Consider the following 22,783-nt stretch of genomic DNA (forward strand, 5'->3'; position numbering starts at 1 on the left):
CGGCAACCAGAGGATAATGAGTATATCGCGGGAGCGAAGCATAGGAGACGATGCAGTGCATAGTCCGTCATAAATTCAACGGCGGCATCCTGATGGTAGCTGTATAACAGCGTGGTGCCGGAACTTCCCCTTGTAGCCAATACCGGGCTTCGTTACAAAGCTTCAAGGGGAGGCTATATGCATGCTTAATCACACCTTTGGAGTGATCTCGCTGGGTCGTTTCCTCACTGCTATACGTCCTGCGCGTTATGCGGTCCGCTCTGCCAATCGAACACGCTTCGGCCAAGGGCTGGTCTCGGTCCGCACCCTAGTCGTCGCTGCGTGCGTTGCAATGAGTTGGCTAGCCGCATTGCCGCAAGCCGCCATCGCGAGCAGCGTCTTGATGAGCGTGCCAGGCGAAAGCGACGTAAACTCGGCGGGTGCCTTCACATATTCACTTCCTATTGCAGTTCCGCCCGGGACTGCCCGCATCGTACCGCGACTGTCGCTTGATTATTCCAGTCAAAGCGGCAATGGCCTCCAAGGCCTCGGCTGGTCGCTTTCCGGATTGCCGGCAATAGGAAGATGCGCGCGCACGGTGGCGCAAGACGGCGTGCATGGCAGTGTCAATTACGACGGCAGCGACAAATTCTGCTTGGAAGGCCAGCGCCTAGTCGCCCTAAGCGGCGTCTATGGCGCGAACAATACGGAATATCGTACCGAAATAGAGAGTTTCACCAAAATTATTTCATACGGAACGGCGGGTAACGGGCCAGCCTCGTTCAAAGCGTGGACCAAGTCCGGTCAAATCCTGGAATTCGGAAACACGGCGGATTCCCGTATCGAAGCGGTCGGCAAGACAACGGTGCGCGCGTGGGCCGTCAATAAGGTTTCCGATGCCAAAGGAAACTACGTCACGGTCGAATACACCGACGACCAAACTAACGGAGAGGCGTATCCGGTTCGGATTGATTATACCGGCAATCCCAACGCAACGCCGGTGGTTATGCCGTACAATTCCGTGCAGTTCACATACACAACGCGCGCAGATATCACGATTGCCTATCAGGCCGGTTCGCAGCAGAAGATCACAAAACTTCTCACCAATATTAAGACTTATCAAGCCGCGAATTTGGTTTCCGACTATCGCCTTGCCTATCAAGCCGGCTCATCGCTCGCACATTCGCGTCTAACGTCCATCACGTTATGTGATGGGTCGGGTACGCCGGTATGCCTTGCCCCCACGACCTTTGGCTGGCAGGGTGGCAGCGGTAGCCTGCCGACAATGACCGGGACCGCATCCACTATCATTCCGACGCAAAGCGGTGATTTCAACGTTGACGGATTAACAGACCCCTTTGTCAAAGCCCCGTATTTTGGAACTCAGAGCGGAACGTTCGTCGCGAGCGGCATGACTATAAGCTATACCGACCCCATATCGGGATTGCCGTGGTCGGGTCTAACGGCTTTCCCCAACACAATGGTCGGGTTTGTATTGGGTGATACCGACGGAGACGGGTATAGCGACGTCACCGCGATGCGGGGTATCGCACATGGCGCTTATGCCAGGTTGGTGGTTACGCGCAACGACCAGCTCGGAAATCTTGGTCAGATCGGCCTGATCGATCCGCTGCATGCTGGCGCCATATTCAGCGGCGACTTCAATGGAGACGCGCGCACGGACGTTTTCGTGACGGGTGTAGCTTCTTATAACAGTACGACGTATCTGAGCCTGGGGACCGGATCGTTCACCGCCATCAACATGAGTTCGGTATATGAACCCATCACGACCGCCGATTTTGATGGTGACGGATGCACCGATTTCTTGGGATCGACTAGTTGCACAACCTCCTTTTTACGAACGATCCTGCAGGTTTCCGTTAATCTTCTAAGTCTCTTGTTGAGACGCAACACAGCCCCACGCCGCTTTTACCGAGTCATAGATAAAGCCTACCGTCAGAACCTTGGATATAACCGTCGTGGTTGGCAACGCCGTGCCTTCTGCCACGAACGACGCCCCCCAGGTAATCGCCCGGGCCGTACCGTCGTCTTTGATCCTGAAGATGAGCGTCTGGAAGTTCGTGGGTGTACCGGAGAGATTTGTCGTCATCGACGTGATCGCGGTCGCAAGAGCAGTAATCGTCACGGCGTCGCACCCATCGCTATTCACTGTAGGGGTTGCCGAAGAAACAATCGTCGTTATGCGTGGAGTATTTCTCTTATTTGCAAGAGTCTGTGTACCATTGTTAGTCACGACACTGTCAGCGTTTGTGCCTGCAACCGAGATTCTCAAATCTCCTGTTCCAACGGTAAGCACTCCTGAGGTGTGCGTTGCAACCCAGTTACCGTTACTAATGTTCCAGGTAAAACCAGTAGCACTAAAGAGATCGGCCCATCCAAGCGCGGTCGTCCCAAGAGCGGCAATATCATTCGTGACCGGGGAAAGAGCGGAGGAGGTAAGTTGTATCGTTCCTGTTCCGTTGATAGCCAGACCAAGCGTATTGGTTGTAGGAAGGTAGAGGCGATTACCGGTAGCAGTTGAAGAGGTAGGAGCAAAGCCAGCCGCAGTTGCCAGCGATGCCAACGTCAAAGCTCCGGCGTCGGTCAAGGTTGCATTGGTGGATGTTGCTTGTGCGCCGCGCGAAGTACCATCGGACCGAAGTATAGATTCATCTGTGGCAAAAGTGGCGGCAGCGGTGACTACATTACTCGGTATATCGCTTGTAAGAGCGACGGTACCCGTGGACGCCGGAAGGGTAATGGTGTTAGTTCCAGCGATTGCCGTAGGGACGAGGGCGATGGTACCGGAAGTTGAACCCGAGAAGGTTACACCCTGGGTACCGGAAATGATGCCAGTGGTGTCAGCAATAAGCACTGCCGAGTTCTGGATCAGCTTACCAGTGGTAGTGTCGAAGCGGGCCACGGCGTTATCAGTTGCTGAAGCCGGGCCTACAACATAGGTAGCAAGGGAAGCAGTCGTAGGAATAACATAGCCGCTTTGGAGCGCTATAGCGATCGTTCCGGAAGTAGTGATCGGTACGCCGGATACCGTAAGTCCTGTCGGTACCGTAGCGTCAACGGATGTAACCGTACCTCCTCCTCCGGGGAGGTCTATAAGAAGCCTGTGCGTCGTCGGGTCTGCATATAGACGCACAGGCGTCTTGCCGTCAGCGCTTGAAGCTGCTATCAGCGTTGGAACATCGTTCTGGTCTCGGTAAGCATCAGCCATAATCAGGTACTTTGTACGAGTAATTCCCCGGCACTATTGGCGTAGAGCACCACAGGCGTCTTGCCGTCAGCGCTTGAGACAGCCATGAGTGCAGGAACAAAGTTTGCGTCCCGCAGATCGTCTACCGGCCCAAAGTCCGACCCGGTAGTGTCGTCGTCCGCCATAAGCGCATGTGTTGAAGGGTCAGCAACGAGTTGCACAACCTCCTTTTTACGAACGATCCTGCAGGAGTATGAGTACTGATACCGTCCAATCTGCCATTGAATATGCGCGACACTCGCCGTCGTGACGACGTTGAGTTAAGTCAATGGCGATTTATGTTACTGTCACCGGACCGGCACGAACCCTTCGGGAAGAAACTGCGTCGGGTCCTTCCACGGTTCAATAGCAACTGCTTTGGGGTATTTGCTTATCATGTAAGCATCGGTGCAATACACCAAACTTTCGGGATCATCGTCCGAAGGCTCAAGGCCTGAAAATTCAACCATCACAGATTTCTGGTTGGTAATTTTTCCAAAGGTGTCAATGAACCGCTTGATTTTGTCAAACTCACGCACAAAATCGTCGGGCTCAAATAGATAGGAATACACTACTACTGTATTCTCGCCGACGATCCGTTCGGAACCGTCCTCATTTTTCACGCGGAAACGCCCAGCGGCGAGCGGCAATTGGGTTACACCGCCATTGATCCGCACCATAATTTCCATGGCGCTATCGACCCATTTGTCAAAATTTTCAACAGGCTTCTGATCGCGATCTTGGTTAGGCAAATAAACTGCAAACCGTTGTACCGATTCAGATGTATCGGCACCTAGCGCGGTCTTGAGGTCAAAATCTACGAGCGCCATGATCGCTTCCTATTAGCCATCAATGAAAAGGCCCCATAGCCGGGGCCTTAAAGTAGGCAAAATGCCAAATTGCAACGCTGATGCCGCTACCGCGGTCTTGAAGGTCTCCGAATTCCGAGCACCGTTTTAGGGTCCCGCTTGATCTTTAGAAACCGTCCAAATCCCGAACGAGCGTCTTCAGGTTTCTCCGCTTGTTGGGAAGCTGAACGAATCGCTGTCACTATCTCGTTAGCAGCTTCTGATATGGGCGGCAAATTTTGCCGGTTATAGTCGCCTGGCGGGATTCCCGCGTGCTTCTTTTTCATATGATTTTCTCCTGTTTCTTCACAGGGTTGCGACCCATCGGTCTCAGCCCCGTGTTGATCGGGAGAAAGCCCTTCAAGAATCGGGCCGCGTACGTCGGTTTCCCAGGTTAAGGCTTCGACGCGAATATCCTGGCCACGGTCCGTCCTTATGCTTTCGCGATGGGGACCATACCCACATAGTACCACAGCGGCATGCGTAGTCGCGCCCGAAATCTCGTGGACTATATCCGCAGCAGCGCCAATACCAGCGCCCGTTACTATCAAGTCATAGACCATCAAGATGCGATCACCGGAAAGCGGTTTGTCTGCCGTTATTGCTACGCCCTTCGCCCAACGCGTCTCGCGATAGATGCAGGCGGGCAATCCGGTTTCGGCGACGAGGGACGAGAGCATCGAAATCGCGCCGACCGGCCCCATCTCTTTTTCGATAAAGCACAATCGCGTAATGCCGGTTGCACAACCTCCTTTTTACGAACGATCCTGCAGGAAACCATGAGAGAACCCGAGTTGATCTCGGTGGCCACGATCTTCAAAGGCGACAACTCGTTAAATTCCTCATAGTTCAGGTCAGCGAACCGAATTCGATCAGGCACTCCATCGTGATCACGACCATTTGCGGCATATAATTCCCGCATACGTTCTCGAAGAACTGTGTTGATGAATTCACGAATGGGCGTTGTGGTGAAAAAGCCTAAGTGCCGCCATATGCGCAGCATTCCAAACGTAACTAGGGGAGCTGTTAAAAAAGACAATAATACACCCCCCAACGCCGTAGCGGACAATGCCCATCGAAGTCCCTGGCGGAGGCGAACAAATCTACGCCAATCATCAGCCCCCAATAACGTTACGGGGGTCAAGTTATGTAGGCTGAGAATATTTTGATCCCTAATGTCGGGATTCATCAAAGTCGAAGCACTGTATCCCGCCGCGACTAGCGTTGCCACGATCGCGCCAGCTGACGCCCCGGCTACACCTACGAAGGCGAGCCCATTCTTCGCGGCACCCTCCAAAGCACCAATATGCGCTATGCCCTTAGCACCGCCACCTTCGAATATGCCAAAGGCTGGCCTCTTAGCGTCCATCACTGTATGTATCCTTTCGCAAATCAGGTCGGGGCCTGCACAAACGACAGAACATCGGACAGGCTGGTGAAATAATGAGATACCAGCCTTCGCACATTGCTGTTCCGCATACAGATACAGCAGTTGCTAGTTCAAATCAGTTCAGTTGCTCCCGCACCAACGAAAGATCGTTGAACAACGTTCTCGTAAGATTCGGGATTTTTTCCAGTTTGTCTGCTTGTATTAACTTCGCCATAAAACGAATGCTTCCCTCCACTCGCTCGTCATAGAATATTTCGTGCAGAAACTTCCGCCCCTGCCGCAAATCCGTAGCATCAAACAGAAATTCCAGCTTGGCTTCGTTATCGACCATAGCAACTGCACGCCAAAAGAATCGAGGAAAATTCGCTGTCAGGAGGCTCTTGCGGACTATCTTGCTTAGGGAGGAGCGCGAAACAATCTCGCGTTTCAGATCGCTTGGGCCATTCAAAAATATGTCCCACTCGAAACGAGCCATATCACTATTGCTCGATAATTTTTTAAGCATCTCTAAAATATGATCAAATGCCAGGATAGCATCGTACACGTCGTCAAATCGGACGCGAATTTTGCTATAGAGCGGCACGAGACACAAATCCGCGCGAGCACGGGTTATCTTCGTCCCACGCTTTCGAGACCAAGTTGTCGTTATGATGTTAGATGGGCCGCTCAGCTTGATCTCAGAGTATGGGCCGATGCCGTCGTCATGCGCATACAGTTTGGTTATGCGCGTCGCCCGTAGAAGAAAACCCGTGCGAGGTTCGGGTACTATGGGACCAGTTGTGGGCCCAAGGCCGCTGAGTGCGACCGCGTGAAATGCTCGTTTGCTTTTCTTGGAGCGTTCTAAGTTGAAGTCAAAACTCAGAATGATCGGAATATTGCCCCTCAAGAATGCATTTGCTGCGGCTTGGATATTGGCTCGCTCGGGCGTCATAAACAAATCCGCTTCGAGACCGACATTGCGCAAAACGCCAGCCATTTGATCGATATCCAAGCCGTCGTTCGGGAGAGCTAGGCCAGCTGTTGGCAGCGAAGCAAACGCTCGTTTGGTTATTTCAATAGGTGATAAGATTGGATTGTCATACAAATTCGCCGTGCCATGCAGTGTAGTCCACAGAGCGCTGGTAGCGCATGCGCCAACCTCTCGGTCTTGTTCTTGAAAAGGCAGCGCACGTACAGGCAGATCTATGCCGAAAAGATTTGGTACATATCCGCGCTCAGTGAGGAAGCGACTCGATGGATTACTCCCAACCGGCGCCAAACACGTTCGCCCAATGATGGTTTCGGGAAGAGGTTTGACAACTACAAAGCCGTGATATCCCAAGACGTCGAACCTACACTCACCGCGGCCCGAAACGAAAAGCGCTTCGACCATATCTTTATCGAACGGTTGCCGAAAAAAGTGAATTCGTGAACATTCTTTCGGATAGTTCGCGTGGCATCTCGCGTAGTATCCTGTATGATCTTCGGCGAAATGCTTGTCGATGTAGTCGCGCTCAAATACAAGAGTTTCGATTTTCGCGGCTTCACAGTAACGAGCTAGAAAAATGACCTGGGGCTTTTGTGCAATTTGCTCCAGTCTAGGTTTAAATGCTCCGGCAACAAAAAGCGCTACCAAGTTCTCTCGATTGTACTTGAGTACTTGGTAGCGCTCGCCCATGTGATCTAACTGAATATCCGCGTACGTCACACTGTGAACGGGATACGCCGACGGTCAGGAGAAATCTGGTTGGCTTGTTCTCGACTTTCAATTGCCTTGAGCATTGGCGAAAGACGCTTAGCGACTTGCGCAGTAAGATCAGTTCTGGAGGCCGTCGCCTTGGACTTGGGCCGTGCAGAACTCTTCGTCTTTTTGTGACGCATAGCGCAACCTCCAATTTCGGTGAGCAGGATGTTGCCCTCAGTTCCAGCCCGGCGGGTATAAACTCCAACACGGGGATCAAAATCAAGCTCATGGACTTGACTTCCTGGAACGGGGCCGCCTAGGGCTCCCCTGTAACGAATCAGCCCTGTTCTTAACGTACCACGAGCGCCTTCGTATCCCCAATATTTTGTATGTGGATAATCCACCAACACAAGTTCTTTGAATGGTGAGGCTGGCCGTTGCCTTTCCTCAGTGGCGTCGCCGTCCGTTGACCCAATCGCCTGCATAACAATTTAATGCCTTCCTTCTGGCAGCAGACCACTAGGAGCGGCAGACGGCCGTTCATTATCAGCGTGGATCATTGGCTGGACCGAGCCCCAATCGGTGACTGATTCGTACGGCTAAAGACCGCTCGGGTCAACTAAGGTTGCACAACCTCCTTTTTACGAACGATCCTGCAGGAGTCCGTGTATATTGAGCGGTAACGCGAATTACTAGACAATCTCAAAGGACTTGATCTTATAATACTCCCCGATAACGGCATCGGCAGTTGAATTAAGTGCGCATGATTTGCAGGAAGAAAATAGATGCAGCCGATCCCGTTTTCCCGTGAATAGCGATCGCATCTTCATTTCAAATTCCCGGCGCTCCTTAAAGGAAAGGCGTCCGACGTAGAGAGTCTGTTGAAGTGCGGATAAACCATAGTCCTTTGATAACTTTTCCGCGCGGATCTGGCGCTGCCGATTGGCGGTTCTCCAGGCGACTATTGCAAGGAAGCATGGATCATTCATGGTGCCGCATATTCAAACGGCACATATAAGGGCGCTTTTTCAAGAAATACCCGGCTTAAGAGCTCGCTCTGTTCCGTAATGGTATTGCGGAGCGTACGGCGTTTCCCGTGATGGAGGACTTTCGACTCGAGGCGCTTAAGCACCGCCTCAACCACCTTGCTCTTTCCTTGCGCAGAAAGCCGATATTCGATCTTGCTTACCTGCTCGAAATCGCCGCGCTTGCCAAGTTCCTGAGAAATGAAGAGCGGCATGACTGCAGCGTCGACGACGGGGACCCGAAACTCTTCGACCAGATCGAGGACGAGCGCGGGCTTGCCGTAACGCTCGGAATGATAAAGTCCGAGATACGGGTCGAGACCGATATAAAGGCACGCCCGCTCGACTTCGTTATAGAGGATGCCGTATCCGTAATTAAGAGCGCTGTTGAACTTGTCCCTGCCTTGCGGTATCCGGCCCGGGAACTTAAAAAGCGATTTCATGCCTTGCCAATAGCGCTCTGCAATGGATCCTTCAAGGCCAAGCAGTTCCTCGTTCACCCGGTTGCTCGGAAGCAGCTTCGCTATCGACTCAAAAACCGCCTCCGCCTGCATCCGCTCCTTCGCATTCTCCGCACCGTATCGGTCGGCAAGATGGCGCATAAAGCGGATTTGGTTGCGGCACTTACCGACAACGAAGGTACGCGCAAGTTCGAAGGATTTAGCCGGATCGGAGGAAGTCGTAAGCTGTGCGCGGCGCAATGTCGCGAGCCCCTTCGGGTCGCTTGAGAAAATGCGCCCGACGGGTTTCCCAAATGCGCCGAGATAGACGATATCGACTTCGTGCTCGAGCGCGAGTTGCACCGCATGCATGGAAATGGAGGACGGACGGAGTATGACGATCTTAGCAAGCCGCCGGACCGGATACTCCTTCTTAACCCGGAGAAGCTTTACCGCAGTTCCCCGCTTGCGACGCCTGCCACCCCCAAGCGGCTTTCGCGGAACCGGGAGACTGACCGTAATACGCTCGCCCGTCGCGCCGATGAAGCTGCCATAGGTATCTATCAGCAAATCCATGGGGCGTATATACTACCGCCTTGACCTAGTGTCAAGGATCACGCAACGCCCTCGCTTACCCAAGCCTCGGAAACAGATTCTCCGGTTTCTTATTTTCCGTAACCGCCTCTTTTATTTTCTCGCTCGTCGACGGCATGAAAGGACTGAGGAAACGGGCAATCCAATAGAGCTCGGCGGCGAGCCCGGCAATGATCGCTCTTCCCTTTTCCGGATCGTTCTTCACGAGCTTGAACGGCTCTTCGGCCGTGATGCGTTCGTCGGCAGCTTGTATGCGCGCGAATATGTAATCGAGCGCCTGATCGAAACGGAAAGCTGCGAACGCATCAATATATTCTTTCGGAAACGCTTCCGACGGGGCAGGACGCGCGACCGGCTCCGGAAGGTGCGTCTCGGCAAGCTTCATCACACGCGCGACGAGGTTCCCGAGGCCGTTCGTAAGATTCGCGGTATACCACTCATCAAGCCGCTCCCACGTGACATCGGAATCTTCAACCGGATGCACGTGCCGAAGCAGCATGTAGCGGGTGGCGTCCGTACCGTATTTCGCAACAAGCTCGCCCGGGCTTATGACATTCCCGAGACTCTTGCTCATCCGCTGCCCGCCGGAATTTATGAATCCGTGATAGAAGACCTGATCGGTGTTCTTAATGCCGGCCGAAAAGAGCATCGCCTGCCACATAAGCGACTGGAATCGCACCTGATCCTTCCCTGCCGTCTGGAGCGTTTGTCCTTCCTCCCAGAACTTCTTGAAATTGCCGTCCGCGTCTCCGGGCCATCCGAGCGCCGAGATGTAGTTCGTAAGAGCGTCGAACCAGACGTACATAACCTGCGTATCGTCTCCCGGAACCGGAACCCCCCACGAAAGCCGCGCTTTCTCGCGCGAGATACTGAAATCCTCGAGCCCTCCTTTCACGAAGCTGAGCGCCTCCTCCCTCCTCCACTCAGGAATTACGACATCCGGACGGGCGAGGTACTCGATCAGGCGGTCCTGATACTTTGAATATCTAAAGAAATGATTTTCTTCCGAAATCTCCTGGAGCTCGAGATTTGGGTGGAGCACGCAATGCCCGTCGGCCAGCTCCTTTTCCGTCTTGTACGCTTCGCATCCGACGCAATACCAGCCAACATAGGCCTTCTTATATATATCCCCCGCTGCCTCGCACCGCTTCCACATCTCCTCGGCAGCCCTGATATGCTCGGGGCTCGTCGTCCGCATGAACCCGTCGTTAGTGAGTGCGAGCGTCTCCCTAAGCGAGCGTACCCGTCCCGCATAGTCGTCGACGTAGGCCTGCACATCCTGTCCTACTTTTTCGGCTGACTGGAATATCTTTTGCCCGTGCTCGTCGGTTCCAGTCGAGAAAAATACTTCTTCGCCAGAAAGCCGCCAGAAACGCGCAAGCGCGTCGGCCTGCACAAGCTCGAGCGCGAAGCCGATATGCTGATCGGCATTCACGTACGGAATCGTTGTCGTTACGTATCTCGCCATTTATGCCGCAAGGCGCGCGCGCTCCCTGCGCGCCTTGTCAATGTCGCTCACGAACTCCTGGAGAATCGCCGCGAGCGGGACCGAGAGGAAAACCCCGAGGAACCCGGCGAGTTCCCCGCCCGCGATAAGGGCGACGATGACGAGGAGCGGCGGCACGCCGATGATCTTCTTCACCACGAGCGGGTAGATGAGGTTCGCCTCGAACTGGTTCACGACGACGAAGAGCCCGGCGACAATGAACGCAAGGGGCGTCCCGCCGAATGTCCAGGCGACGACGATCGCCGGAACCGCCGCGATGAAGGAGCCGAAGACCGGGATGATTTCGCACATCGCCGTGAAGATGCCAAGAAGCAGAGCATAGGGAACGCCGAGAATGAGGAGGCCGAGATAGACGAGAATGCCTGCGAGAAGCGACATGAGAAGCTGTCCCTGCATCCAGAGGCCGATCTTCTGCTGCGAACGCCGCCAGAGGCCGACGACATACTGCTCCTTCGAGACCGGCGTGATGAGGCGTATGAAATCCTCGACGCCCGACTCCTGCACGGAGAAATAAAACGAGAGGACGATAACGAGGAAGAGCGAGAACGCGCCGCCGAAGAACGCGGCAAGAAGATTGATCGCGCCTTGGGAACCGGCCGCAAGCCCGTCGCGAAGCGCGAGCAGCTCGCCAAGCACGTTGCCTCCCCCGCCCTGGTCGGTGAGCGAAGCGGGAAGATTCACGCTCTCAAGATAGTGCGGGACGCTTGAGAAGAAGCCGCCCGCCTCGTCGAGTATCGGCGGGAAGAAGAAAAACAGCACGATGAACACCGCGCCGAACACGATGAGATACATGGCAAGGACCGCCAACACGCGCGGGAAGCGGTACCGCATAAAGAAATGCACGCCGGGGCGTATCGCCGAGGCGAGGACGACGGCGGTAATGAGGAGAAGCACGAGGCCCTTGAGCGTCCAGAGGGCATAGGCGCCCGCGGCGATAACGAGCGCCATGAGCATCGTTCCCGGGGTGATGGTGATCGAGAACTGCTTATCCATGGCGGAATAGTAACACAAAGGGCGCTCCGAATGGAGCGCCCTGAGTTTCCGTTTCCGGCACTCCTTCAGCGTGCCGCAGCGCCAAGCTGCTCGTCGGGGAGCCTGTCGTCGGGCGACATGAAGAGCGCAACCACCCCAAGGACGACAGACAGAAATCCGAATCCCGGATTAGCTCCGAGGCCTGCGGAGAGGAGCACGAGCGCGGGCATGGTGAGCGAAATCGTCGTCGCCCCCAAGTGGAGGACCGGGTGTTCGATCGCGTTCACGCTGCGCGGATAGCCGAAGTCCGAGACGTAAAGCAGAAGAAGCAGTGTGGCTGCGGTACTCGCGACGCCGATCACCCAAGAACCGCCGAGGAAAAGCATGACGGTGCCCGCGGCCGCAAAGACTGCCGAAGGCGCCGCAATGGTTGCCTGCATTTTATTCATCTTTTGCAGGATGCCCATGCCGACCGCAAGCAAGAATACAATACCCATCACCCTATTCTGCTGGGCGAGCACATTGACATGAAACAGGGAGCTGGTGACGTAAAAGTACAAAGGACCGGTTGCCATGAGGGCAGCCGCGAATATCTTGTTCATGAGCAATCTCCCGATTTGGCACGCAGGATGCGGGCCGAGCCTCTGAGCAGCAGAGTAGCGCTGCTTGTAGAAAGTGCAAGAGGTTCTTCTGCTTATGAAAGCGTTGCCCTTAGTCTCTCGGCAACCTGCCCGACCGTAAGGCGCTCCTGCGCTCCGGTATCCCGGTCGCGAAGCGTCACGGTGTCCTTAAGTTCCGGCATCTCCCCGAGCGTATCGAAGTCGATTGTCACGCACCAGGGCGTTCCGATCTCGTCCTGCCTCCGGTAGCGCTTGCCGATGTTGCCGTTATCGTCCCAGGCGATTGCCGGATGGATCTTCTTAAGGGCCGCGCGCACTTCCCTCGCCTTTTCGACGAGTTCCGGCTTGTTTTTGAGGAGCGGAAAGACCGCCGCTTTCACCGGCGCGACCTTCGGCGAGAGCGCGAGACGTATCCGCTTTTCTCCGCCAAGTTCGTCCTCCTGATACGCATCGAGAAGAATCGCGAAGAACAGGCGCCCGACACCTCCCGAGGATTCTATGATGTGCGGGATGAAGCGGGTGCCGCTTTCTTCGTCGAAGTAATCGAGCGACTTCCCGCTTCCTTTCGAGTGCTGCGTAAGGTCGTAATCGCCGCGCGCGTGAATACCCTCGAGCTCGTCGAACCCCCACGGGAAACGATATTCGATATCCCACGCGTCTTTCGCATAGAACACGAGATTCTCATGCCGTTTCCAGCGAAGATTGTCCGCGTCAAATCCCAGTTCGAGGATCGCATTCCATCGGTACTCCCTGAGTTTCTCGTACTCGGACATCTCCTGCTCCGGACGCGTAAAATACTGCATTTCCATCTGTTCGAACTCGCGCCCGCGAAAGAGAAACTGCCGCGGCGATATTTCGTTCCGGAACGCCTTGCCGATCTGCGCGATGCCAAACGGCAATTTCATGGGGTTCGAGTCGAGCACGTTCTTGTAGTCCACGTAAATGCCCTGGCATGTCTCTCCGCGAAGATATGCCGGGGCGCTGCCCTGTTCGGTGAAGTCGCCGAGATTCGACTTCACGAGCAGATTGAACTTTCGCGCCAGAGAGAAATCGTGGCTCCCGCACTTCTCGCACGCGATTTCCGCCCGGTGCGCGTCGAAGAGCTTGTTTATCTCGTCCTCGCTCATCTTCTCGTCAGCCACGATTCCTATCGATTCGAGCGCCTTATCAACCCGTATGCGCGTATTGCACACCTTGCACTCCGCCATCGGGTCTGAGAAGCCTTTCGTATGGCCGCTCGCTTCCCAGACGCGCGGATTCATGAAGATCGCCGCATCGAGGCCGACGATATCGTCCCGATCGTATACCATCTTTCTCCACCACTGCGCTTTCAGGTTGTTTTCGAGTTCGACGCCGAGAGGGCCGAAATCGTAGACCCCGGCGAAACCGCCGTAGATTTCGGAGCTCGGATACACGAACCCCCGGCGCTTCGCGAGCGACACGATCTTCTCCATCTTGTCCGCAGCCTCCATATCGAATCCGTTATAGCAAAGCCGCGGATTATTGCACGTCCGACGTGTCCGGACGGTACGCCGGATCGCGGTCCATTTGCGTCGTGACGACGCTTCCCTGTCCCGTGACCGTCACCTGCGCGAAACGGTCGACGCCCGTGATCGTCGGCGCGTTTACCAAGACCGGACTTCCCCCGCGCTGGTTGACGCTTGGCGTGAAGCCGATCTGGAACATCGCCTGAGCCGAGGCGCCTGCGGCTATGTCGCCCGCGCTCCAGGTAACGGTGCGGGACGACGGGTTATAGGAAACGGAACCGTCGGCGGGAGAGGTCGCGCCGGTGAAGCGTACATAGGGCGGCAGCGTCGCCGAGACGCTCGCGCCCGCAAGCGCGTTCGCGCTGTTCTTCACGTTCCAGACGATCGTGTAGGTAGTCTCGCTGTTGGCCACGGGCGGAAAGGGTCCCATGTTGAGGAACGGCCCGGCCGTGTAGAGCCCGTAGGAATCGAGCGTGAGCGCGGTCACGAGCCGTATGGTGCTCACCATCGTCGACGACACGCTTTCGGGAACCGAGGATTCCCCGACGCGCGTTCCGGCGACCGAAGTAGTGAGCGTGAGCGTCGGGTTGCGGAGATTTCCTTCCGAAAGCGTCGAGAAGCTGAACGAGCCGATACCGGATTCTCCCGGAGAAAGCGAAGAGAGCGAAGGATCGGTCTGGCCGTTGAAGACGATCGTGTTGTCGGCGGAGCGGAAGAAGCCGCGGTCGACGCGCACGCTCCCGGGATCGAGCGCGGCGCCCGAAAGCGCTATCTCGATGCTCGCGTTCGTGATCGCGGTCGACAGCGCGTTCTTCCAGGACACGCGGCCCTGTATCGGAGCTCCGGCGGACGCGGTGCTCTGGGTCGATGTGCTGCCGTTAAGCGTAAGCGTGGTCGCAAGAAACGGCGCCGCTATCTTCACCGTCGCGTCCTGCGTCATATAGGCGAGCGAGAGCGCCTGCGCGTTCGTCGGGCTTCCGGTACCGACCGTAAAGCGGAAAATGCGGGTATCTCCCTGCCCTCCCGCGAGCATGCCGGTGATCTTGATTTCCTTCGTGTCCCCCGGCTGAAGGGTCCCGAGCGGGAATGTATTGCCTTCCGGAGCGATGCTGGTCGAGGAAACGCTGAAGCCGAACGGATAGGCGGCTTGGAGAAGCACACCCGAAACGGGAGTCGTCGCGTTCGAGCGCACGGTCACATTGAGCGTGATGGGCTTCCCTGATACCGCTTCCGAGAGCGTCGCAACCGAAACCGAGATCGGCGCCGTCGAGATGGCGAGGCTGTACGATGACTGCTTTATGAACGTCGCGTTCGAATTCTGCGCGCCGTACGAAAGCGTGACGGGCAGCGCTACCTGGTCGCCCCCTTTCCCGAAGATGACCGCCTTGACCGAGCGCGTAACGGAAGCGCCCGGGGCGAGCGCGCCCAGGTTCTCGCTGTAGCGCGGGAGCGGCGTAAGCACGTTGTCCGCGGAGCGCGTCCCTTCGGGAAAATCGATCGTGAGGATGGCGTTCGTAACCGCGACCGGGTTCCTGTTCGTGACGGTGACCGAAAGCGGAACCGTGTCTCCCCCGGCGACCGATGTGGGACCCTGGAGCGCTATCGCGATGTTATCGGCCGAGACGCTGCGGCTTCCGGAAAGGAACAGATATGCGGCGGCACCCGCAGCGACGATGAAAAAGACCAGGGCGAAGATGAAGAATTTGGTCGCGAAGCGCATAGGCCGGTGCGTATCTCTTATGACTTCGGGCGCATCTTCCCACGCGTGCGGCAGATCGCGCGCATCCCGGCCGCGAAAGTCCGGGCGCGGCGCCTCGATATCCATCTGGGGCGCATAGAGCTTCTTGCGGGCGCGCTCGAGGCTGCTTTCATCTTCTTCAGGGGGCATACGGTATGAGTATAGCGCATGCGTCCATAAGGTACTTATGTAATATTTTCAAAGCTGGCAGCCCTGTTTTCAACCGGAAATGGAACCGTTGGAATTTCCTTCCCAAGAAAGGGGGCGAGCGTATCCCATCCGTCGCCTCCGGCTATATTCATGATAAGAGAATCGCCGGACCGGTCTTTGAAATACGCATCGAGTTCTGCCTGGTATCTCCAATAGTCTTCGGCCCACGCTTTCCGGTCCACGGTCAGCCAGTCGTGCTTGTAATCCGGATCCCGCTGGTTTCGGATGACGTGTTTCTCCCTGCTATCAAGCCAGCCTTCGAGATCACGGATAGTGAGGATAAACTTGCTTCCCGGATATTGTTCGTCCAGTTCCCTGAAATAATATTTGCCGTTGAAATCAGAAAAGAAATTATAGTCTTCCAAAGACTCGAAGAAACGCCGGTTTCGGCTCTTCTCTTCCTCAATAACATCGCACAGCCTCCTGTCCTCGTACAACCAGTGAAGAGACCGGAAACCCAGCACCTCGCATGCGCGGGTAAGAGAGGTTGTGCCGGATTTATTGAAACCTATATTGAAAACCTTATTCATAACCCCGATGCCGTAAGGCCCCGGTTGATGCGGGACACAACGGAACTGCGATTGGCGCTAATGGCTGCCAGTTCCGCGGAGCCGAATGCGCCGGGTGCTTCGGCTCCCGCATCGAGCCCGAGCGCCCGAAGTATGCGGAGTGCCGCAAGACACTCCGCAGCATCATGCTCGCTTTCGGGACGCGATGCGAGCGCTTCAAGAAAACCCGAGAAGACCGCGTAGAGAGCGGGGTCGGCCGACTCCCCCGCGACGAGACGGAGGATAAGGCCGGAAACGCGGGCCGCCCTAAGGCGCGCGCCGTGCGGCATGGCCTGGAAGCGGTTTTGGGACAGGACCGCGCCCGACAACCGCCAGGCATCCTTTCCGCGAACGAGTATGACTTCGCTTTCCGAAAGAGTTTGGAGCGCGGCGGCAAGCTTCGCACCCGGCTTTCTGAGTCCCTGGGCACGGGCGCGCACGAGGCCGAGGTCGGTCGTAAGGAGGGTAACGAGGGCGCTGTCTTCGGAGAGCGGAGCGCGCGCGAGCACGATAGCGGATGTCCCGTACTTATGCCGCATTTCTGTCCAGGCGGAACCGCACCGTGCCGGTCGACAGCTCCGCCGCATACGGGCCGTCTTCGGCCTTCACCGCCTGCGCGGCGTCCTGCGGGGAAAGCCCGAGGGATTTCCTCGCCTCCGCCACCGCGCGGGTAAACGCGCGCTCGTCCCCTTCGGCAATGAGGCCGGGCGTAAGCGCGGTGTCGAGCGAGATTCCGGCGGCTCCCGTCACCACCTCCTTCACATTCACCTCTTCCGCAAGGATTTTCGCGAGTTCGGACGACAGTTCTCCCGGAACAAAGAGCTTTGCGAGCGGCTGGCGCACTTTCATATCGGCCTTCTGGCGAAGCTGGAGCGCTTCTGACGCGAGCGAGCGCACTCGTGCCATGTCTTCGATAAGTCGGGCGTCGGGCGTGGCGGCTGCGGAAGGCCAGTCAGCGAGGTGCACGCTTTCCGGATCGCTTTCGCTTCGGACGGTTTTAAATACGTCCTCGGCAAGAAACGGCGCAAACGGAGCCAGGAGCAGGGCTCCGGTATGGAGCGTCTCGCGCAGCACCTTAAGCGCGGCGACGTCGCCGTCCTTTACGCGATCGCGTATGCGCCGCACGTACCATTGGGAAAGGTCTTCGAAGAGTCTTGATACCGAACGGGTCGCGTCATACAGCTCGTACGCATCGAGCGCTTCCGTAACCTCACGCGCCGTAGCGGCCGTCCGGGCGTTCATCCAGACATCTGTCGGCTGCAGGGTACCTTCCGCATGCTGAGTCTCGCCTTTGAAGAGAGCGTAGAAACGAGCACTCTGCTCGAACCAGTTGAGAGTGCGCACCGCCTCCTTGACCGTCTTCTCGTCGAAGTTCTTCGAATCCCCCGCCCGGTTCACGCTGTACATCCAGAACCGGAGCGCATCGACGCCCCATTTTTCCATCTCGGCGAACGGCTCGACGACATTGCCCTTGCTCTTGCTCATCTTCTGTCCGTTCGCATCAAGCAGGTGTCCGAGGCAGATGACATTCTTATACGCGGTACCGCGCTCCATGAGCGTCCCGACCGCAAGCAGGGTATAGAACCAGCCGCGCGTCTGGTCGATCGCTTCGGAGATGTAATCGGCGGGATATGCGATACCCGACAGATATTCGGAAAGCGATGCGCCGCCTTTCTCATTCGCGCCTTGGGCGAACGGCATCGCTCCGGAATCGAACCACACATCCATTACTTCCTTCACGCGCCGAAGCTCCGTGCCTTTGTCGGACAGAAGCACGACGTCGTCGATATACGGACGATGCAAATCGAGCTCGTAGTCTTCGTTGTGCGGGAGCGGAACGAAATCAAACTTCTTAGCCTTAGCATGTTCGATAAAATCATTCTCGACTTGATATGCGAGAATTTCCGCGCGCGATTTGCCGGAGGCAACGTCAAAAAGAGCCTGCGCCGCCGCATCATGCGTAACGATAAGAATGTTTTTGCTGCTATAGTCTCGCTCGAGAGCGTACAGCGCCTCACCGACACGTCGCTTTATGGAAACGAATGATTCAAACCCTCCCAAAAGAGTTTCTTGCATCCAGCTTTCCATGGTAGGTACCGCAGCCCAGAATTCAGTGCGCGGTTTGCCTTCGAAGGTACCGGTGTCGAATTCACGAAAGCGTTCATCAACGACAACCGAGGATTCTGGAAGATTAAGCGTGCGCGCAACGATATCGGCGGTCTCGCGCGTTCGCAGGAGCGGAGAAACGACAATCAGATCAATCTTTTGTGTTGTAAGCCTGTCAGCTTCACGCTGTACGTCTGTCCTTCCTTGCTCTGTGAGGTGGCAAGTTCCGGGAAATACGCTGCTGAGAATATTTTTGACGTTATTCTCGGCTTCGCCGTGCCGTATCACGAAATATGTATTCCCGCTTTTCTTCGTCCGCGCCTTAAGCTCCTCGATGGAGCCGATGACAACCTGCTCCTCCCCATTTTCGCTTCGCCACACCGGCAGAGGAGTGCCCCAATACCGTTCCCGCGATATCGCCCAGTCCTTCGCGTTCGCGAGCCACTCCCCCATTCTTCCTTCGCGGATATGCGCCGGTACCCAGCCTATTTTGTTGTTTTCTTCGACGAGCGTTCCGCGCAGGTCCTGCATGCGGATATACCACGAATCGCGCGCGTAATAGATGAGACGGGTCTTGCAGCGCCAGCAGAAGGGATACGAGTGCTCGTACTTGCCCTTTGCGAACAGGAGTCCGCGCGCGGCAAGATCTTTGACGATATCGACTGCGACGTCTTCGTCCGCAGCGAACCGGTTTTCGAGGAATCCGGTACCCGACACGAACCTGCCTTGGGGATTCACGAGATGGACCTTCGGGAGACCGACCTGATTCCCAAGGTCGAAGTCTTCCTGTCCGTACATAACGGCCGTATGCACGATGCCGGTGCCGTCCGTGGTCGTGACGAAATCCGCAGCATAGACTTTGAAAGCCGCACCGAATCGCGGCTTCTCGCTCTCCGGCGCGAGCTCCTTCGCAAACGGATAGAGCGGCTCGTACTGAAGCCCGGTCAATACCGTTCCCGCAAGCTCGGCGGCCGGTTTCCCAAGGCCCAGTTTTTCCGCAAGCGCGGTCGCGGCGACGAGATTCTCGCCGTCCTTCTCGTATATGCCGTACGTGATATCGCCACCCACCGCGAGTCCGACGTTCCCCGGAAGCGTCCACGGCGTCGTGGTCCATGCAAGCAGGTGCGTATTCCCAGGGAGTCCGTTCTTCTGCGGGTCGATCGCCTTGAACTTCGCCGTTATCGTAAGGTCTTTCACGTCTTCATATCCCTGCGCAAGCTCATGGGAAGAAAGAGCCGTCTCGTCGCGCGGGCACCACGGCACCACCTTATAGTCCTTGTAGACGCGCCCGTCCTTCGCGATTTTCGCGAAGATATTCCACAGCACCTCCATATAGGAAGGGTCGAAGGTGAAATACGCCTTACTCTGGTCGACCCAGTATCCGATGCGCGTCGTAAAGCGAGCCCACTCGTCGATATAGCTGAATACGCTCTCCCGGCATTTCTTATTGAACGCCGCTATGCCGTACGTTTCGATATCCTTCTTGCCCGAAAAGCCGAGCTTCTTTTCGACTTCGAGCTCCACCGGAAGCCCATGCGTGTCCCACCCGGCGTGACGGGCCACACGATAGCCTTGCATGGTTTTGTATCGCGGTATCGCGTCCTTGAAAGCACGCGCCTCGATGTGATGAATACCGGGTTTCCCGTTAGCTGTCGGGGGACCTTCATAGAAAGTGAATTCTCCTTTGGGAGCGGGCTTTTCAAGCGTCTTCTCGAATATCCGGGCGTCTTTCCAGAACGCGAGCGTCTCTTCCTCGCGCTTCGCGACCTCCGATTTCTCTTGCGGCTCCGCCATAGTCCCCTATCGTATCATGCGGGGTTTTTTGCTTCTAATCCGTGACTTTCTGGGCCAGACAAATGATCGTCTTAACTTTTATTACCGCACTTTTAAACTCATAAGATGGTGCTAAGTTGCAGAACGGATGATTGATCTCTTCAAACGAGAGAATATCGAAGCCGCCCCTTACTAGGGCTTCTTGCATTTCGCTATCTGCCTTCGCAAGATTATGGACAGTCGTATAAACCGTTTCATCTCCGAGGCGCAAAGGAATCTCGGTGTTATAAAGAACAGGATCGCTTAGTTCGAAAGTATTGAATGTTGCTAAGAAGTATCCTCCGTTCGCAAGAACGCGCGCGACCTCCGCAATCGGGCTCTGTACATTTTTAAAATGATGGAGTACGAAATTCGCGAAAACCACTTGAAAATATCCGTCTTCAAACGGTATCGCCTCCCCGCCCGCTTCAATAAAGTTGATATCTGAGGCGGCCTCACGCGCACGGCTTATCATTTCTGCGCTCGAATCAATACCGATGACTTCCGCCGCGCCCATGTCTCGAAAGAGAATCGCGTACCTCCCATCGCCGCACCCGAAGTCCAAGATGCGCTTACCAGAGACGCCTATTTCGTTGAGAATCTCGAGCGAACGCTTGTCCGTAACATTGAAGGAATTCTTCGCTTTGTAGTAGGAATCCGTGACTGTCTTTGAGTACTCCATATTCCAATATGGAAAGCATAACAACGCATAGAAGCATTGCAAAATGAACCTTTGGTAGTAGAGTAAATTACGTGAAAATTCTCCTGAATGAGCTCGTATTCATGGTTGCCACGGCGTCTATGAAAAAGAAAGAACGTCTCCTCAGCCGTTTGAAATCGACATCGAAATCGAGCTCTGTTCGGACCTGCCCGGCACAAGCGACGATGTACGAGACACTATTTCATTGGTTCGACCTGAAGGAAGAGATTAAAACTATCGTCGAGGAGAAGAGCTTTAATCTCGTAGAGCGGTTGGCAAGCGAAATCATGGATCTTGTGCTTGCGCACAAACAAGCATGCTCGGTTCAAGTTTCCGTCAAGAAGCCCCAGGCATGGAAAGGCAGCGGCTATCCGAGCGTTACGCTCAGGAAGGTAAAAGGAATATAATGAACTACAAAACTCTGGTGGCGCAGATTGCGGGCCTGGATTGGACTCAGGCTGTGCCGCAGGACATCATTATTTTGTCGAAATATACTGCAGTCGAATTCGCAAGCAGCCTGCGAGAAGCGATGAGACTTTATCCAGATGACAGCCGTCTTAAGGAAATGGCAGACGGGGAGCTGAAAACGGACAATATGTCGTTCGATGATTATTCCGGCCCCGGCGATCATTGGGAGTATCTGGCACATTTCATTAATACATTTGGCATCGTTCCATCGAATCCTGGGATAGAAGAATCGGCGCGGCGCTATACGGGATCGGTCGAAGCATTATCCCCTTCCGATAGAGCCATGACGGTCTTCTCTCGGGAGGAAGAGCTTACGCTTATTTTCCGGAAGATAATCGATGCGCATGATTGGAACGCTCTCGGATTTGGATTTTACAGACACTACCTCGAATCGCATATCCTTTTCGATTCCGGAGAAGGCGGGCATCACCACCTGACCGAACACTTCCCGTTGCACGAGAACGTGCTTGAAGCGTTTTACCGAAGTCGATTGGAACTTTATTCTGCTCTCTTTAAATAAAAGTTATTTGCTTACAGTAATCTGCTCCGGACTCTCGATAACGATCTCGGCCTTGCCCTGGTATTCCCTGATCTCGCCCGTGAGGACGAGGGTTTTGCCCTGATATTGTTTAATGTTGGCGAACTCGCGCGCCGCGGAAGCGAATATGACCGCACTGAAGGGGCACGTCTTATAAGAAGAGCAGTAGTCGAAGAAGATCGTGCCGCTTTTTGAGGTATAGACCTTCGCGATGCGGCCGGTGACGGCGGCGTATTCCCCGATATGGTTCTTCGCCTGCGCATAATCGTACGTACCCCGTATTTCTCTCGGATTTGAAGTACTGGCCGCGGAAACGACCGGTATCGCGCCGCCCTTATTAGCCGCGATGATCTTCTTCAAAAGCCCGAGGTACTGATCATGCACGTAGCCGTTCGTGCCGATCTCGAGCAGCTCGTCGTTCGCGTTCGTCGCGCTTGCCGTCCAGTTATAGCTGCCCGACGCATATCCCGCGTCCGTCACGATTGCCTTGATGTGCATGATGCCGTCTTCGTGCGCCTGCGTCGCGATCAATATTCCGGCCGCAACGAGCTTTTTGATAACTCCCTGTTCGAAACTTTCGCCCGCTTGCCCTCGATCGACGATTCCCTCGACGATCAACCCCCGCTTCTTCGCGCGCACGAGCGCGTCGGCGATGTCGTCTTTGGTGAACGTATAGATGGCGAAATAGACATATTCGGTTGCTTGGTCGATAAGCGAGATAATCTCCTTGTCGTTCTTATGCGCGTCGAGGCTATAGACCACGCGGAACTGATGCTCGGTGTACGCTTTCGCGACGAAGGCGCAGATGAGCGCAAGACAAACAGCGCTGATGAGAAGAGTTTTGTGGCGAAGAAGGTATGTGCGAAAGCCGGATGCCATCCGGAGTTTCTA

18 protein-coding genes and 1 pseudogene are annotated in these 22,783 nt (G+C 55.5%); 4 read left to right on the plus strand and 15 right to left on the minus strand.

Annotated elements, in window-relative coordinates; genetic code table 11:
* Positions 1 to 181 precede the first annotated feature (181 nt).
* A complete protein-coding gene (locus WDN10_02765) occupies positions 182 to 2,302 on the plus strand; it encodes a SpvB/TcaC N-terminal domain-containing protein (protein MEJ0053624.1) in 2,121 nt (706 codons plus the stop codon).
* A 1,232-nt stretch (positions 2,303 to 3,534) separates the two neighbouring features.
* Here the strand turns inward: WDN10_02765 and WDN10_02770 are convergent.
* The gene (locus tag WDN10_02770) at positions 3,535 to 4,056 is read right to left on the minus strand and encodes a hypothetical protein (GenBank protein ID MEJ0053625.1); all 522 of its coding nucleotides are present in this window, start codon (positions 4,054 to 4,056) and stop codon (positions 3,535 to 3,537) included.
* Between the two features lie 497 nt (positions 4,057 to 4,553).
* Between WDN10_02770 and WDN10_02775 the strand changes: the two genes are divergently transcribed.
* Positions 4,554 to 4,922, plus strand: coding sequence for a hypothetical protein (locus WDN10_02775; protein ID MEJ0053626.1), 369 nt, complete (start codon positions 4,554 to 4,556; stop codon positions 4,920 to 4,922).
* A gap of 98 nt (positions 4,923 to 5,020) precedes the next feature.
* Here the strand turns inward: WDN10_02775 and WDN10_02780 are convergent.
* From WDN10_02780 to WDN10_02840, 13 genes and pseudogenes are all read right to left on the minus strand, one after another.
* Positions 5,021 to 5,443 (minus strand): annotated as a pseudogene (locus tag WDN10_02780) (patatin-like phospholipase family protein).
* A gap of 136 nt (positions 5,444 to 5,579) precedes the next feature.
* Positions 5,580 to 7,121, minus strand: coding sequence for a hypothetical protein (locus WDN10_02785; protein MEJ0053627.1), 1,542 nt, complete (start codon positions 7,119 to 7,121; stop codon positions 5,580 to 5,582).
* A 698-nt stretch (positions 7,122 to 7,819) separates the two neighbouring features.
* Complete coding sequence (locus tag WDN10_02790) at positions 7,820 to 8,116, minus strand: hypothetical protein (GenBank protein MEJ0053628.1); 297 nt, start codon at positions 8,114 to 8,116, stop codon at positions 7,820 to 7,822.
* Positions 8,113 to 9,168, minus strand: a complete 1,056-nt coding sequence (cas1, locus tag WDN10_02795; protein MEJ0053629.1) for a CRISPR-associated endonuclease Cas1 — start codon at positions 9,166 to 9,168, stop codon at positions 8,113 to 8,115. The genes WDN10_02790 and cas1 overlap by 4 nt, the downstream gene beginning before the upstream one ends.
* Before the next feature lie 55 nt (positions 9,169 to 9,223).
* A complete protein-coding gene (gene metG / locus WDN10_02800) occupies positions 9,224 to 10,654 on the minus strand; it encodes a methionine--tRNA ligase (protein ID MEJ0053630.1) in 1,431 nt (476 codons plus the stop codon).
* A complete protein-coding gene (locus WDN10_02805; protein MEJ0053631.1) occupies positions 10,655 to 11,686 on the minus strand; it encodes an AI-2E family transporter in 1,032 nt (343 codons plus the stop codon).
* A 65-nt stretch (positions 11,687 to 11,751) separates the two neighbouring features.
* A complete protein-coding gene (locus WDN10_02810; protein MEJ0053632.1) occupies positions 11,752 to 12,267 on the minus strand; it encodes a hypothetical protein in 516 nt (171 codons plus the stop codon).
* Between the two features lie 92 nt (positions 12,268 to 12,359).
* Positions 12,360 to 13,757 carry a glycine--tRNA ligase gene (locus WDN10_02815; GenBank protein ID MEJ0053633.1) on the minus strand — a complete coding sequence of 466 codons (1,398 nt, stop codon included), beginning with the start codon at positions 13,755 to 13,757 and terminating at the stop codon, positions 12,360 to 12,362.
* A gap of 28 nt (positions 13,758 to 13,785) precedes the next feature.
* A complete protein-coding gene (locus WDN10_02820; GenBank protein ID MEJ0053634.1) occupies positions 13,786 to 15,660 on the minus strand; it encodes a hypothetical protein in 1,875 nt (624 codons plus the stop codon).
* A 35-nt stretch (positions 15,661 to 15,695) separates the two neighbouring features.
* Complete coding sequence (locus tag WDN10_02825) at positions 15,696 to 16,250, minus strand: sulfotransferase (GenBank protein ID MEJ0053635.1); 555 nt, start codon at positions 16,248 to 16,250, stop codon at positions 15,696 to 15,698.
* Entirely contained in the window at positions 16,247 to 16,807 is a 561-nt protein-coding gene (locus tag WDN10_02830; protein ID MEJ0053636.1) for a recombination protein O N-terminal domain-containing protein, read from the minus strand. Before WDN10_02830 ends, WDN10_02825 begins: the two co-directional genes overlap by 4 nt.
* Positions 16,797 to 20,168 (minus strand): class I tRNA ligase family protein, encoded by a 3,372-nt coding sequence (locus WDN10_02835; protein ID MEJ0053637.1) that lies wholly within the window; start codon positions 20,166 to 20,168, stop codon positions 16,797 to 16,799. Before WDN10_02835 ends, WDN10_02830 begins: the two co-directional genes overlap by 11 nt.
* A gap of 34 nt (positions 20,169 to 20,202) precedes the next feature.
* Positions 20,203 to 20,868 (minus strand): class I SAM-dependent methyltransferase, encoded by a 666-nt coding sequence (locus WDN10_02840; GenBank protein ID MEJ0053638.1) that lies wholly within the window; start codon positions 20,866 to 20,868, stop codon positions 20,203 to 20,205.
* A 119-nt stretch (positions 20,869 to 20,987) separates the two neighbouring features.
* Here WDN10_02840 and WDN10_02845 point away from each other — a divergent pair, with 119 nt between their 5' ends.
* Positions 20,988 to 21,293, plus strand: a complete 306-nt coding sequence (locus WDN10_02845) for a dihydroneopterin aldolase (protein ID MEJ0053639.1) — start codon at positions 20,988 to 20,990, stop codon at positions 21,291 to 21,293.
* A complete protein-coding gene (locus tag WDN10_02850; protein MEJ0053640.1) occupies positions 21,293 to 21,874 on the plus strand; it encodes a hypothetical protein in 582 nt (193 codons plus the stop codon). The genes WDN10_02845 and WDN10_02850 overlap by 1 nt, the downstream gene beginning before the upstream one ends.
* Before the next feature lie 3 nt (positions 21,875 to 21,877).
* On the opposite strand, the gene WDN10_02855 is transcribed toward WDN10_02850, so the two are convergent.
* On the minus strand, positions 21,878 to 22,771 hold the full coding sequence (locus WDN10_02855) for a phospholipase D-like domain-containing protein (protein MEJ0053641.1): 894 nt from the start codon (positions 22,769 to 22,771) through the stop codon (positions 21,878 to 21,880).
* Between the last annotated feature and the right edge of the window lie 12 nt (positions 22,772 to 22,783).

The sequence above is a fragment of the bacterium genome (assembly GCA_037200965.1).
In the GTDB taxonomy this organism is placed as follows: Bacteria; Patescibacteriota; Minisyncoccia; order Phycocordibacterales; family Phycocordibacteraceae; genus C7867-001.